The organism is Pelomonas cellulosilytica (assembly GCF_021353265.1).
Classification (GTDB): domain Bacteria; phylum Pseudomonadota; class Gammaproteobacteria; order Burkholderiales; family Burkholderiaceae_C; genus Pelomonas; species Pelomonas cellulosilytica.
In genome coordinates this window covers 39,048-53,239 of sequence record NZ_JAJTWU010000011.1, presented here as the reverse complement: position 1 = coordinate 53,239, position 14,192 = coordinate 39,048, and the positions used below count along the sequence as shown (strand labels likewise).

The following is a 14,192-nucleotide window of genomic DNA, read 5'->3' as shown; positions in this document are numbered from 1 at the left end:
CGGCCTCACCGCGCGGCCTCCGCCTCGACCGCTTCGACGAGGATGCGGCCGAACACATCGGCCGCGACTCGGTGCCCGAAGCGGGCTTCGACGAGGTCGCGAGCGGCGCGCGACAGCTTCAGCCGCAGTTGTCCATCGGCCAGCAGCTTCAGCGTCGCGCTGGCCAGTGAATCAGCGCCATCGGCGCGCAGGAAGTGCGTGCCGTCGTCCACGTCCAGGCCCTCGATACCGATGGTCGTCGACACGACCGGCAGGCCCATGGCCATGGCCTCGAAGGCCTTGATGCGGGTACCACCACCCACCCGTAGCGGGATGACGAAGGCCTGGGCGTCGCGCGCATGGTCGCGCACGTCATCGACAAAGCCGGTGAAGGTCACGCCGGGCACATTGCGCTGCACCAGCGCCGGAGGCGGGTTCTTGCCGACGACGCGCAACTGCGCATTGGGCACCTTGGCGCGCACCTGAGGCCAGACGTCCTCAATGTAGAAGCGGATGCCATCGACGTTGGCCTCCCAGTCCATCGAACCGGTGAAGACGACGACCGGGCTGCCGCCCGCCGGCGCCTGCCAGGAGAAGAAGTCCAGGTCCACTCCCGTGGGAATGGCGCGCGCCGTCTTCAGGCCTTCGGCGGCAAACTTCTTCGCATCGCGCTCGGACACCGCGACGACCCGTGTGAAGCTGGCCAGCGCCTCACGCTCGAAACGCCGCATCTTGGCCGCCTGCGACGTCCACAGCCAGCGCAGCGGCGCGCTGGCGGCCGTCTTGGCATGACGCTCGAAGATCTCGGCCTCGACGTTGTGCGTGAAGCAGACGGTGGCGCCCTTCAGCGACGCGGGACGCAGCACCGCAGCGTGAACGAAGTCGAACACGACCACGTCGAACGCTTCGGCGGCCAGCACCTGCTCGACGGCGGTCAGCGCTGCCCGCGTGCGGTCCGCGGCGACGTTGACGGGCAGCGCCGACAGCAGGTCCGGCACGCGGTGCCAGCGCGGGCGCGGCGGGCTGGGCTGCCAGCCGATGAAGCGGTCGCACTGCCGGTCCAGCTCTGCCTGCCAGTGACGCTGCTGCTCGGCCGTCGCAGGCGACAGCAGCGTGATGTCGAATTGGCCGCTCTCCTTGAGCCCGCGCAGGATGTTGCCCGTGCGGATCTTGCCGCCGGCGTCGGCCGGAAACAGGAAAACCGGCGAGATGAAGGCGAGCTTCAGCCGCCGCTCCGGCGCGCTCACCAACAGATGCCCTCGTACTGCGCGAAGCCGGCAGCACGCAGGTCGGCATAACCGTTCAGGTCCACGACACGGGCGCCCTTGGCGAGCGCGATGATGCGCTGGCGCGTCTCCGCGTCCGCATGGCCAACGACGACGATCTCTGCGCGGGAGAGCGCCGCGTCGGGCGTTTCCTGCAGCAGCTTGTCCAGATGGGGAATCTCGCGGTCGATGTATTCCTTGTTCTTGCCCAGCAGCCGCGCGATCTTGACGAACTTGTCGTAGATCGCGAGGTCGAAGCCTTTGCCCAACAGCCGCTCGGCCAGCACTACGAGCGGCGAATCGCGCAGGTCGTCGGTGCCCGGCTTGAAGGCCAGGCCGAACAGCGCGACCGGCTTGCGGCCGGCGGCAGCGATGAGATCGTAGGCGCGGGCGATGTGGGCCTCGTTGCTATCGAGCAGCGAGCCGAGCACGGGGATGTCGACGCCGCGCTCGCGAGCGATGGTCAGGAAGCCCTTGACCTCCTTGGGCAGGCACGAGCCACCGAAGGCAAAGCCCGGCCGCAGGTAGGCCTTGGAGATGTTGAGCTGCGTGTCGCGGCAGAACAGCTCCAGCACGTCGCGGGCATCCAGGCCCGTCTCCTTCAGCACGGCGCCGGCCTCATTCGCGAAGACGATCTTCAGCGCGTGGAAGACGTTGCACAGGTACTTGACCGACTCGGCCACGCCGACGTCTGCGGCGACGAAGTTGCCCGGCACACCACCGTACAGCCGCTTCATCACCTCGACACCGGACTCTTCCAAGCTGCCGACGATGGTCTGCGGCGGGTTGTGAAAGTCCGACACCGACGAGCCCTCGCGCAGGAACTCGGGGTTGAACACGAGCGACAGCCGATCACCGATCTTGCGGCCCGCTGCCCTCTCCAGCAGCGGCGCGATGCGCTCACGAGTGGTGCCCGGCGCGACGGTGCTGCGGATGACCAGCGTATGGTGGCTGTCCTTCTTGGCGATCTCGGCGCCGATCTGGCCGACGACGGCATCCAGCGCGGTCAGGTCGGGCATGAAGTTGGGCAAGGCCGGCGTCGCGACGGAAATCAGCGAGATCTCCGTGACGCGCACGGCGGCAGCCACGTCCCGCGTGGCCGACAGCTTGCCGGCGTTGACAGCAGCAGCGATGAGCTCCTCGATGCCCTCTTCCACGACCGGCGACTGGCCGGAGGCGATCAGCTCGACCTTCAGCGGGTTGATGTCCACGCCGACCACCTCGTGACCCAGTTCCGGCAGGCAGGCGCAGGACACGGCACCGACGTAGCCGAGACCGAAAACGGAAACCTTCATCAATCGTCCTTGTGAAATCAGGCGGCGGCGCGTGCCGCGGCGGTGCCCAGACCTGCATTGCGCAGGAAGGCGTCGAACATCAGCAGCACCCACAGCGGCTGGGCGTGATCCATGACGCCACGCTCATGCTGGTCCAGAAGGCGCGAGATGACGCCCGGGTTGAACCAGCCGGTCTGCGCGAGCGCGCCCTGCTGCAGCGCCTGGCGGGTCTGCTCGCGCAGCGGCCCGCGCAGCCAGCGCGCCAGCGGCACGGCGAAGCCCATCTTGGGCCGATACAGCACGTCGTGCGGCAGCATGGGCTCCAGCGCCTTCTTGAACAGGTACTTACCTTCCTGGCCGCGCAGCTTGAGGCTGGACGGGAGTGTGGCCACCCATTCCACAAGAGGGTGATCCATCAACGGCTCGCGTACTTCCAGGCTGTGGGCCATGCTGGCGCGGTCTACCTTGGTGTTAATGTCGCCGGGCAGGTAGGTGTGGATGTCCAGATACTGGATCAGCGCCAGCGGGTCGTCGGTGTTGGCGCGCCGGGCATGCTCGTGGAACACCTCGCTGGCATGCCAGCCCTGCAGCTCGCGCTTGAAGCCGTCGCTGAACAGTTGCTGGCGCAGCGGGTCGCGCACCAGACCCATCGTGTTGAAGTAGGCATCGACCGAGTTGCGGGCGATGGCCTGGAAGGTCGTCTTGGCACGGAACACGCGCGGCGCCCAGTCGGCCTTCGGGTAGACCTTGGCAAGCGGGCCGAACACGCCGCGGCGCAACGCCAGCGGGAAGGCGCGGCGCATGCGCTCTTCCATCATGTGCAGCTTGTAGCGGCGGTAGCCGCCCAGGCTCTCGTCGCCGCCATCGCCGCTGAGCGCCACGGTCACATGTTTGCGGGCCAGCTCGCAGACGCGGTACGTCGGAATGGCCGAAGAGTCCGCATAAGGCTCGTCGTACAGGTGGGCGAGCAGGTCGACGAGGCCGAAATCGTCGCTGCTGACGGTCTCGACGCGATGGTTCGTCCGGTAGCGGTCGGCGACCTGCTGGGCGAACTGGGTCTCGTTGAACTTCGGGTCGTCGAAGCCGATGGAGCAGGTGTTGACGGGCTGGCTGTCCAGCTGGGCCATGGCCGCGACGACGGCGCTGGAATCGACGCCGCCCGACAAGAAGGCACCCAACGGCACCTCGGCCTTCAGCCGCAGCTTGACCGATTCGCTGAGGCGCCGGCGCAGCTCCTCGGCGGCATCTTCCTCGCCGATCCTGGCGTCCAGCGTGAAGTTGACGTCCCAGTAGCGCTGCGGCGTGCCCAGTGGCTGTCCGCGCTTGACGAGCAGGCGGTGGCCCGGGGCGAGCTTTTTGGCGTGCTTGTAGATCGTCGCCGGGTCCGGTACGTAGCCCAGCGCAAAGTATGCTTCGACGGCGCGCGGGTCGATCTCCTGGCGCAGGCCTCCATGCGCCATCAGGCTCTTGAGCTCAGAGCCGAACAGCAGCCAGCCATCCTCCGTCAACGCGTAGTGCAGCGGCTTCACGCCCAGGCGGTCGCGCGCCATGAACAGGCAGTCGCGGCGGCGGTCGTGCACCATAAAGGCGAACATGCCGCGCAGGTGATAGACGCAGTCCTCGCCCCAGTGCTCCCAGGCGCGCACGATGGCTTCGGAGTCGCTCTTGGTGCGGAACACGTAGCCGTGGCCGCGCAGCTCGTCCATCAGCTCGAGGTAGTTGTAGACCTCGCCGTTGAAGACCAGCGCCACCGACTTGTCATCGTTGAAGATGGGCTGCTGACCGGTCGCGATGTCGATGACCGACAGGCGCCGGTGGCCGAAACCGACGCCCGGCTCGATGTGCAGGTCGCCCTCGTCAGGCCCGCGGTGGTGCTGGGACTCGTTCATCCGGTGCAGGCGCTCGCGCTCGGGCAGGCGCTGGCCGCGGGTGTCGAACAAACCGGTGATGCCGCACATGGGTTGGGACCTGGTTCAGCCAATCGGGGGATGGGCCCCACGCCGGCGGCGCGAGGAAACTTGGATTCTTACCGAGCTTGACGGCGCCCCCCGGCGATTTGCGCCGTCAGGCGTGATCTCAGCCACGGCCAATCCCCCTGTCCAAGGGATGAAATCGTCACGTCCGACGGCAGGAATGCGCCGCCGCCAGCCCCGATACTTCGGCGCCTTCCCCGCCTGGCCCCGCCCTTGATCGCCCAGCTGTTCTCCTTCCTGTCCGTCGGCGCCCTCGCCACCTTGCTGCAGTACGGCCTGACGGCGCTGCTGGTGCTGGCGGGCTGGCTGACGCTGGTGGCGGCGTCCACGCTGGCCTTCCTGGTCAGCGCAGCGTTCAATTACTGGGCCAATGCCCGCCTGACCTTCGCGGCGCAGGGCAGCCATGTCACCAACCGCGCGCAGCAGCTGCGCTTCGCGGCCATGGTCGCGGTCGGCTGTGCTTTGAACGCCGCCTTGCTGCGCGCCGCGGTGGGCCTGGGCCTGCATCCCGTGGTGAGCCAGGTGGCAGCGACGGCGGGCGTGCTGGTCAGCAACTTCGCGCTCAGCCGCCTCTGGGTGTACCGCAAACTCTGAACGAAGCCACGCCATGGACCTGATCGACCCCGCCCGCTTTGCCCCTGCCAGTTGGGTCACCGGCACGGCGCCCGTCGTTAACTTCGTGCTGCCCTGCTACAACGAGGAGGCCGTGCTACGGGAAACCGCCAGCCGCCTGGGCACGCTGCTGGATGGCCTGAAGGCAGATGGCTTGATCGGCGCGGACAGCGCCGCCTACTACATCGACGACGGAAGCCGCGACGGCACCTGGGCGCTGATCGAGACGCTGGCGCGTGAACGCGGCGACGTTTGCGGCATCAAGCTCAGCCGCAACCGCGGCCACCAGAACGCACTGCTATGCGGGCTGATGTCGGTCAGCGGCGACGCGCTGATCAGCCTGGACGCCGACCTGCAGGACGACCTGTCCATCATCCCGGACATGATCCGCGCCTTCCGGAACGGCGACGAACTGGTCTACGCTGTGCGCCGCCGCCGCGACACCGACACCTTCTTCAAGCGTTTCACGGCCGAGGGCTACTACAAGGTGTTGGCGCTGATGGGGGTCGAGGTCGTCTTCAACCACGCCGATTACCGGCTGATGGGCCGACGCCCGCTGGAGGCGCTTCGCCACTACCGCGAAACCCACTTGTTCCTGCGCGGCATGATCCCGCAGCTGGGCTACCGCAGTAGCGTCGTCGCCTTCGACCGTGCCGAGCGATTTGCCGGCGAGTCCAAATACCCGCTGTCCAAGATGCTGAGCCTGGCTTGGCGCGGCGTCACGTCGTTCTCGGCCGCGCCGCTGCGGGCCATCACCAGCCTGGGAGCCATGGTGTCGGTCGTCAGCGTGGCCTTCGGGCTGTGGGCGCTGTTCATCCGGCTGTTCACCGACGTGGCCCTGCCCGGCTGGGCGTCGACGGTGATCCCTATGTACCTGCTGGGCGGCATCCAGCTGCTGAGCCTGGGCGTCATCGGCGAGTACCTGGCCAAGGTCTACGAGGCGAGCAAAGGCCGGCCGCGCTTCCATGTGGAAGCCATCACCGGCGGCTGGGCGGGTGCGGGGACGGGCACGGCCTCGATCGCCCCGGCAGCGACGTCGCCCGTCGCGCCCCGCCAGCCATGAGCGGCGCTGCCAGGCGCCCGCTTCCCCCGCCGGCACTCGTGCTGGCCATCGTGGGCCTGCTGGGCGCGGCCCTGTGGGTGCGCTGGCAGGGGTGGGGGTTCATCTCGCGGGACATGGCCCACTTCCTGTACTTCTGGGTCGACGAGCTGAGGCAGCTCGGCTTCCCGGGCCTGGCCACCACGTCGGCCAACTACAACCCGCCCTACCTCTACCTGCTGCTGGCGGGCCTGCAGCTGGACCCGGCGGCCACCGCGGCGCAGATCACCAAGGCCATCTCGACACTGTTCGACATCGGGCTCGCCGGGACCGTCGCCTGGAGCGTGCCGCGCGAGCCGGCCGACTCGACGCGGCCGGCCTGGCTGCGACCGGCGCTGGCGTTCGTCGCGACGCTGCTGCTGCCCACCGTGTGGATGAACTCCGCCGTCTGGGGCCAGTGCGACGCCATCTACAGCTTTTGGCTACTGCTGGGCTTCCTGCTCGCCGAGCGGCGGCAGGACGCTGCCAGCGCACTGACCCTGGTCAGCGCGCTGGCGTTCAAGCTGCAAGCGGCCTTCCTCGGGCCGGTCGTGCTGGCGGTGGCTTGGTGCGCCCGGCAACGCTGGCAGTTCGCCGTGTTGCTGGTGGCAGGCTACGTGGCCTGGCTGTGGCCCAGCGTCATCGCCGGCCGCCCGTGGGGGGAGGCGCTCACCGTCTACCTGCACCAGGCGACGTCGGAGATGGACCTGTCGCTCGGCGCTCCCAACCTGTGGACGCCGGCCAAGTATGTCTTCACGAGTGATGCAGCGCAGAAGGCGGCGCTGTTCACGGGCCTGGCCGTCACGGTCATCGCGATGCTGGCAGCCATCCCGTTCTGCATTCGCATGGTGCAGCGCTCGCGGGAGCACCTGCTGCCGCTGGCCTGCACGGTGGCCTTCATGGTGCCGTTCATGCTGCCCAAGATGCACGAGCGCTATTTCTACCCGGCCGACGTGTTCTCGTTGGCGCTGGCCTTCCGTGACCGGCGCTGGCTGCTCATCACGGCGCTGATCCAGCTCGGCTCGGCCACGGCCTACCTGGGCTACCTGAGCGAACTGCCGGGGCCGGTCGTGCGGCTGCCCGGCATCCTGGCCAACTGCGTCGTCGCGGTGCTGCTGGTGCGGCACTGGTGGCGCGCCTGGCATGCGCCGGTCGGCACCGGCCCGTCCACTCCAACCTCGATGTCCCATGCGCACTGATTCCACGCCGTTCCGCGGCCATCTGCTGCCTGCGCTGGCCGTCGGCGCCGCCGTGCTGCTGGCCTACGTGCTGCTGTGCTCGGCCATCCGCGTCGACGACGTGGAGCGCTACTGGCAGGAGATGGGCACCAACCGCTTCCACTGGGACCTGGGCCACCTGTGGATGCAACCGCTGGCGCTGCTGCTCTACCGCGCCAGCGGCGGCGTGCTGGGCATCAACCACAGCCTGGAAGCGGTCAACGTCGTCTCCGTTGCGCTGGGCTGCGCCGTGTTCTTCACGACGCTGCGCGAGGCAGGCCACTCGGCGCTGAAGGGCGTGGCCGCCGTGGTCTTCGTCGCGGCGAGCTTCAACCTCATCACGCTGGGCCCCACTGCGCACATCAAGTTGATGGTCTTCCCGGCACTGGCGCTGGCGCTGCACCATGCGATGCGCTGGGAGCGGGCCGAGGCCGCCTGCGAAGCGACGTTACGGGAGTCCGTCAAGTGCGGCGCCTGGGCGGCGCTGTCGGTGAACCTGCTCGTCAGCGTGCTGCCGCAGACGCTGCTGCTGGCGCTGTTCATGCTCATCCGCAGCGCGCGACGGCAGGGCCTGGTCAGAGCGGTGCGGGCGACGCTGCCGTATGCCGTCACGCTGGCCGTCGTCGGCTTCGGGCTGCTGCTGGCCGCCTATGTGACGGCGCGCCAAACCGACACGACGCAGGCCGGCGGGCTCGTGGAGTTCGCGGTCGGCGGGCTGAAGGAGAAACAGGCGCTGCAGACCTGGCTCGCCTCGTGGAAGGAGATGCCGCTGCGCTTCGCCTTCAGCCTCGTCAACAACTTCGCCTACCTGCCCTCGCTGGGCACGCTGGGCCGCGCCTACCTGTGGGGCTGGCTGCCCGACGCCCGCGCCGCGCTGCCGGCGCTGGCCGGCCAAGTCGCACTGGCCGCACTGGTGGGCGGCCTGCTGCTGGCCACCTTCTTGTCCGGCGCGCGCCAGGCGCTGCGCGGCGCCGCGCCGGGCCTGCTGTCGCCCTGGGCCTTCGTGCTGGGCGCCGCAGCGTTCTCGTACTACTACAACCTCAACGACCCGGAGCACTGGTTCCAGTTCACGATGCCCGTCGCGCTGCTGGCGCTGCAGTTGCGGCGCCGCTGGCTGGACGCGTGGTTGCTGGGTGCAGCGATGCCGGTGCTGCTGGCCGTCAATCTCGCCGGCTACGGCATCCCGAAGGCGCGCTTCGCACTGGCCGAGCGCGAGCAGGCGCTGCAGGTGGCGCTCGGGCCGCAGGGTCTTTACGTCGGCTTCGCGGCCTACCCGGGCGAGCCGGACAGCAGCCTGTTCGACACGAAAGGCATCGAGCGCTTCAACATTGATCTGGCTCAGGCCAACGATCCGAAGGCCGACACCGCGACCCTGCTGGCGCGGTTGGACGAGCGCATCGACGCGGCGCTTGCCCGCGGCGGTCGCGTGCTGGTGTTCCGTGCGCTGGACGACCATGACTGGCGCGGCCCGGTCATGCAGGTGGCCCTTGGCGGCCTGCCGCGCGCCAGGCTGCGCGAGCACCTCGCAGCCCGCTACCGCATCAGCGGCCCGGTGGATGCCGGCGGCTTCGCGGCCTACGAGCTGGCGTACAAGGCACCGTAGGCGGCGATCATGCCGCCCAGGCTGAACTCGGCCCGCACGCGGGCGAGCGAGGCCGCGGCCAGGCGTTCGCGCAGCCCCGGCTCGGACACGACGCGCGCCAGCGCCCCGGCCAGTGCCGCACTGTCCTGCGCGGGCACGAGCAGGCCGTTGGCGCCATCGTCCACCAGCTCCGGGTTGCCGCCGACGTCGGTCGCCACTGGCGCGCAACCGCAGGCCATCGCTTCCAACAGCGTGTTGCTGATACCTTCGGCCCGGGACGGCAGCGCAAAGATGTCGACATGGGGCAGCAGCTGCGCCACGTCACTGCGGTCGCCAGGCAGCCAGGCCTGATCCGCCGCGCCGGCCTCGGCCAAGCGTTGCCGGGCGGCTTCCAGCAGCGGTCCGCCGCCGAGCATCACGAGCCGCAGGCGCAGCCAGTCCGCAGGGCATAGCGCGCGCAGGCGCAGGAAGGCGTCGACTAGGTTCAGCGGATCCTTCACCGCCTGCATGCGGCCCACCGCGCCGATGACGAGGTGCTCGCCGCGGCGGTACGGCCAGGCCTCGGGCGCCCGTTGCGTGGCGGGCGCGAAGCGCTGCGTGTCGACTCCATTGCAGATGCGCAAAACGCGCTCGCGAGGGAAGCCGACCGGCCCCGTCAGGTAGGTCTCGATGGCACGCGACAGTGCGACGAAGCGCTGCGTGCGCAGGCCGTACAGGCGCCGCAGGCGCTGGTTGGCGACGCTGACGCCGCCGAGGTCGTTGGTGTCCCAGCCATGCTCGCTGTGGACGCGCAGCGGCACGCGCGCGGCCCAGGCCGGCAGCTGGAATTCCATCGCGCCCAGGTTGCGCGTGTGCACGACGGACGGCCGCAGCTCGCGCAGCAGGCGATAGACGCGCGGATAGAGCCAGAAGCCTTGGCCGGGCGGCTTGTGCAGTGCGATGAATTGCGTGCCCGGCGCTTTCACGCGCTCCTTGAAGCTCGTGATCTCCGTCACCGCCACCACCGCATGCCGGAAGGCCGGCAGGTGGTTGATGACGTTGACGACGCCGTTCTCCAGCCCGCCGGTGTCGAAGCGGTGCAGCAGGTGGACGACGAGCGGCCGGGAGTCGCTCACGACCTCAGAGGCGCCAGAGGCGGAAGCCCGCAGCCTGCAACGCCTTCGCATCGAATGCCGCCTTCACGTCGATAAAGGCGCCACCCTTGACGAGCTTCTTGCCGATGTCCTCGACCGACAGGCCAGCGTACTCGCGGTGCGACACGGCCGCGACGATGGCGTCGGCGCGCGGCAGGTCGTCGAAAGGCATCAGGCGCACGCCGTACTCGTGCATGGCCTCTTCGGCCTCGGCCTGCGCGTCGGTCACGAAGACCTCGACGCCGTAGGTCTTCAGCTCGTTGATGATGTCGATGACCTTGGAGTTGCGCAGGTCGCCGCAGTTCTCCTTGAAGGTGAGTCCCAGCACGTTGACGCGCGCGCCCTTGATGTAGCTGCCACTGGCGATCATCTGCTTGATGGTCTGCTCGGCGATGAACTTTCCCATGCCGTCGTTGATGCGGCGGCCGGCCAGGATGACCTGCGGGTGGTAGCCCAGCATGTCGGCCTTGTGCGTCAGGTAGTACGGGTCGACGCCGATGCAATGGCCGCCGACGAGGCCCGGCTTGAACTTCAGGAAGTTCCACTTCGTGCCGGCGGCTTCCAGCACTTCCGTCGTGTCGATGCCGAGCTTGTCGAAGATGATGGACAGCTCGTTCATCAGCGCGATGTTGAGGTCGCGCTGCGTGTTCTCGATGACCTTGGCCGCCTCGGCGGCCTTGATGCTGGACGCGCGGTGCACGCCGGGGACGATGATCTTCTCGTAGACCTCGGCGACCTTGTCCAGCGTCTCGGGCGTGTCGCCGGAGACGATCTTCAGGATCTTGGTCAGTGTGTGTTCCTTGTCCCCCGGGTTGATGCGCTCGGGGCTGTAGCCGACGAAGAAGTCCTGCTTCCACTTCATGCCGGATTCGCGCTCAAGCACGGGGATGCAGACCTCTTCCGTAGCGCCGGGATACACGGTGCTCTCGTAGACGACGATGGCGCCCTTCTTCATGTGGCGGCCGACGCTCGTGGACGAACCGACCAACGGGCGGAAGTCGGGGATGTGGGCGTCGTCCACCGGTGTGGGCACGGCGACGATGATGAAGTCGGCCTCGGCCAGCATCTTCGGGTCGTCGGTGTAGACGGCGTGGGTGGCCGCCTGCACTTCCTCGTCGGTCAGCTCGCGGCTCGGGTCGGTGCCGCGGCGGCAGGCCTCGACCTTGTGCGTGGCGATGTCAAAGCCGATGGTGCGGACATGCTTGCCGAACTCCACCACGAGGGGCAGGCCCACATAACCGAGGCCGATGACTGCGAGCGTGTTCATGGTTGTCTGTGTCGTTGCGGGTCGAACTTGAGGTGGGCGCCGATTGTCACCGCGCCGGGGTCGCGATGCGGTCGCGCGTCTGCGCCAGCGCGGCATCCAGCGCGGCGCCGTGCTGATGCAGGAAGGCGCGCAGGCGGGCATCGTCCGCGCCAGCCGCAGCCTTGTCGGCGTAGACGATGAGGACGGCGGCATCGTCGCCCTGCTCCAGCAGCCGGCCCCAGACACCGCGCAGCTTGGCCTGCCAGTCGCTGGTCATCAGGCGGCCATTTATCCAGTACGTCTGCCAGACGCGCAGCCGCGGAGCGAGGTCGCCGCCGGCGGCGACGCGGCTCAGCGCCTGGCCACGCAGTTCGGCGGTGCGCCAGGGCTGGCCGTTTTTCAGCTCGGCGCTGCCGGCCACGGTGAGCGCCCAGCTGGTTTCGCCCTCGCCACCGGCGACCAACTGGTTGACCGAAGTGATGAGCTGGTGCCCCGGGCGCTGCTGGCGGTAGTAGCCGATGTAGACGCCGACCGGCGCGCCGCCGTCCACGGGCTCGAAACGACCATGCAGCACGGCGGCCGCGCCGCTGAAGGCCGGCTCCCAGGCCGACAGCGGGCCGTCCTGCCATTGCCAGCCCGGCAAGGCGGGCGCGGCCAGCACGGGTCGGCCAGGCAACACGCCACGGGCGGATTGTTGGTGCAGCACGGCGGGCACCGCCATCAGCGCGATGCTCAGCGCGGCCAGCACCGCCAGCCGCGGCGCGGCAACCGCCTCTTGGCCAAGCGCCGGCGCGGGCTCGTGCGGCGCATCGGCCTGCGCCCAGCGCGCGCCGACCATGAACATCGCCAGCATGATGATGCCGAAGAACACCCAGCCATAGATGATGTGGTCCACGCCGACGGCGAGCTTGTTGCCAGACAGGTGGCCCAGCATGACGATCATGTAGGCGCGCAGCCAGTTGGCCACCAGCGGCGTCAGGATGGCCACGCCGACGAAGGCCCAGCGGCGCGCCAGGCTGCGATAGTTCAGGTACGCGAACAGCGTGCCCACCATGACCGAGGCCATCAGGTAGCGGATGCCGCTGCAGGCCTCGACGACGGACCAGGCGCCCGACGGAATGATGAACTGCGTGCCTTCGCGGAACACCGGGATGCCGGACAGCCGCACCGCGGCGACGGTGAAATCCGCCGTGCGTTCGATGAGCCAGGGCGTCAGGAAATCGCCGAACGGCACGGCGAAGAACAGGAAGCCCAGCGGGAAGGCGATGCGCCGGGCGACCTCGGTGCCCAGCAGCGCCGGCACGGCCAGCACGAACAGGCCCATCAGCGCGAACTGCGTGGCGGCGTTGACGGCCGCCAGCTCGCCCAGCAGCCACAGCAGGCCCACCGGCAGCAGCCCCCACAGCCAGCGCGGCGCCGGCGTCGGCACGAGGACGGCCAGGTCGGCGCGGCGCCGCCAGACCAGCCACGCCGACAGCGGCGGAACGACCCAGGCGTGGGCGAAGGTCTCCGAGCGGTTCCAGATCAGCACCATGGCGGCGCCGGTGTCGTGATAGACGACCGCCAGGGCCAGCCAGGCCAGCGCAAGCGCGAGCAACGGCAGCCGCCAGGGCGCGGGCAGGTTCAGCACGGCGTGGCCTCCAGGTGGCGGTCCAGGCTGGCGAGGTGAGCGTCCCAGCTGTAGTCGCGCAGCACGAACTCACGCGCGCCACGGCCGGCCGCGTCGGCGGCATTGCGGTCCGACAACAGCCCGGCGACGGCCTCGACATAACCCGCCGCGTCTTCCGCCGCCAGCAGGCCCGGCACCGCGCGCCCGGCGATCGCGCGGACGCAGCTGCCCGCAGCGACGACGGGCCGGGCCATGGCCATCGCCTCCAGCACCTTGTTCTGGATGCCCCGCGCGAGACGCAGCGGCGCGACGACCGCGGCCGCGTACTGCAGGTAGGGCCGCACGTCGGGCACCGTGCCCGTCACGTTGACCGCACCACTGGCCAGCGCCTGCACGGCCGGCGCCGGGCTGCGGCCGACGATGTGCAGGCGCAGCGCCGGGAAGCGCTCGCGCAAGGCCGGCAGCATGTCGGCGACGAACCAGGTCACCGCATCGACGTTGGGCCAGTAGTCCATCGCGCCGGTGAACACCAGCGGCAACTCGCCCGCGGCAAAAGGGTTGGGCCGTGCAGGGTCGGGCGTGAAGAACCCGGCGTCCACGCCATTGAGCAGCGGCTCCATGTCGAAGCGCCGCCCGGGGCTGAGCTGGCGGAACAGCTCCACCTCCTTGTGCGTCGACAGGAAGCTGCAGTCCGCAGCCTCCGCCACGCGCTGCTCGAAGGACAGCAGCCGGCCGAACTCGCGCCGGTACAGCCAGGACAGCGGCCAGGCATGCTCGGGCGCGTAATCACGCCATTTCGCGGAGTCGACATCGACGAAGTCCACCAGCGTCCTGACGCCTTCGAGCCCCGTCGTGTACTGCGCCATGACGCCGCTGAAGACGACGACGGCATCGAACCGCACACGCGCCGCCACATCGTCCACCCAAGTCTGCAGGCCGGCATCGCGGTAGTACGGCAGGCTCAGCGCCTCGCCGCTGAGCAGGCCGCGCAGGCTCAGCAGCTTGGCGGTGCGCGGGTTCAGCCGCGCGGCATGCACGCCGGCGCACAGCGCCTGCACACGCGGCAGGTGCTGCTCGTCGTCCGGATCATCGATGAACGTGCCGAGGTGCACCTCGTGCCGGGCCGCCAGATGCCTGAGCAGGTGGTAGGAGCGCACCTTGTCGCCCTTGTTGGGCGGGTAAGGCAGGCGGTGGACGAGGTAGAGGATCTTCATGACCCCAGGC

11 protein-coding genes are annotated in these 14,192 nt (G+C 69.1%); 4 read left to right on the top strand and 7 right to left on the bottom strand.

Annotated elements, in window-relative coordinates:
* Positions 1-5: 5 nt before the first annotated feature.
* The 3 genes from LXT13_RS24500 to LXT13_RS24490 are packed head-to-tail and all read right to left on the bottom strand — an operon-like array spanning position 6 to position 4,476.
* Positions 6-1,226 carry a glycosyltransferase family 4 protein gene (locus LXT13_RS24500; protein WP_233374943.1) on the bottom strand — a complete coding sequence of 407 codons (1,221 nt, stop codon included), beginning with the start codon at positions 1,224-1,226 and terminating at the stop codon, positions 6-8.
* A complete protein-coding gene (locus LXT13_RS24495; protein WP_233374942.1) occupies positions 1,223-2,539 on the bottom strand; it encodes a nucleotide sugar dehydrogenase in 1,317 nt (438 codons plus the stop codon). The genes LXT13_RS24500 and LXT13_RS24495 overlap by 4 nt, the downstream gene beginning before the upstream one ends.
* Positions 2,540-2,556: 17 nt before the next feature.
* Positions 2,557-4,476, bottom strand: a complete 1,920-nt coding sequence (locus tag LXT13_RS24490) for an XrtA/PEP-CTERM system amidotransferase (RefSeq protein WP_233374941.1) — start codon at positions 4,474-4,476, stop codon at positions 2,557-2,559.
* Positions 4,477-4,704: 228 nt separating this feature from the next.
* On the opposite strand from LXT13_RS24490, the gene LXT13_RS24485 reads away from it, so the two are divergent.
* Genes LXT13_RS24485 through LXT13_RS24470 form a run of 4 tightly spaced genes read left to right on the top strand, consistent with a single transcriptional unit; the run spans position 4,705 to position 9,001 of the window.
* The gene (locus LXT13_RS24485) at positions 4,705-5,085 is read left to right on the top strand and encodes a GtrA family protein (protein ID WP_233374940.1); all 381 of its coding nucleotides are present in this window, start codon (positions 4,705-4,707) and stop codon (positions 5,083-5,085) included.
* A gap of 13 nt (positions 5,086-5,098) precedes the next feature.
* Positions 5,099-6,166: a glycosyltransferase family 2 protein gene (locus LXT13_RS24480; protein ID WP_233374939.1), complete on the top strand. Its 1,068-nt coding sequence runs from the start codon at positions 5,099-5,101 to the stop codon at positions 6,164-6,166.
* Positions 6,163-7,380, top strand: a complete 1,218-nt coding sequence (locus tag LXT13_RS24475) for a hypothetical protein (protein WP_233374938.1) — start codon at positions 6,163-6,165, stop codon at positions 7,378-7,380. Before LXT13_RS24480 ends, LXT13_RS24475 begins: the two co-directional genes overlap by 4 nt.
* Complete coding sequence (locus LXT13_RS24470) at positions 7,370-9,001, top strand: hypothetical protein (RefSeq protein WP_233374937.1); 1,632 nt, start codon at positions 7,370-7,372, stop codon at positions 8,999-9,001. The genes LXT13_RS24475 and LXT13_RS24470 overlap by 11 nt, the downstream gene beginning before the upstream one ends.
* Here the strand turns inward: LXT13_RS24470 and LXT13_RS24465 are convergent.
* Genes LXT13_RS24465 through LXT13_RS24450 form a run of 4 tightly spaced genes read right to left on the bottom strand, consistent with a single transcriptional unit; the run spans position 8,974 to position 14,182 of the window.
* Positions 8,974-10,095, bottom strand: a complete 1,122-nt coding sequence (locus LXT13_RS24465) for a TIGR03088 family PEP-CTERM/XrtA system glycosyltransferase (protein ID WP_233374936.1) — start codon at positions 10,093-10,095, stop codon at positions 8,974-8,976. The two genes, LXT13_RS24470 and LXT13_RS24465, sit on opposite strands and share 28 nt — an antisense overlap.
* Positions 10,096-10,099: 4 nt before the next feature.
* Positions 10,100-11,380, bottom strand: a complete 1,281-nt coding sequence (locus LXT13_RS24460) for a nucleotide sugar dehydrogenase (RefSeq protein WP_233374935.1) — start codon at positions 11,378-11,380, stop codon at positions 10,100-10,102.
* A 46-nt stretch (positions 11,381-11,426) separates the two neighbouring features.
* A complete protein-coding gene (xrtA, locus tag LXT13_RS24455) occupies positions 11,427-12,989 on the bottom strand; it encodes an exosortase A (RefSeq protein ID WP_233374934.1) in 1,563 nt (520 codons plus the stop codon).
* A complete protein-coding gene (locus LXT13_RS24450; protein ID WP_233374933.1) occupies positions 12,983-14,182 on the bottom strand; it encodes a TIGR03087 family PEP-CTERM/XrtA system glycosyltransferase in 1,200 nt (399 codons plus the stop codon). The genes xrtA and LXT13_RS24450 overlap by 7 nt, the downstream gene beginning before the upstream one ends.
* Between the last annotated feature and the right edge of the window lie 10 nt (positions 14,183-14,192).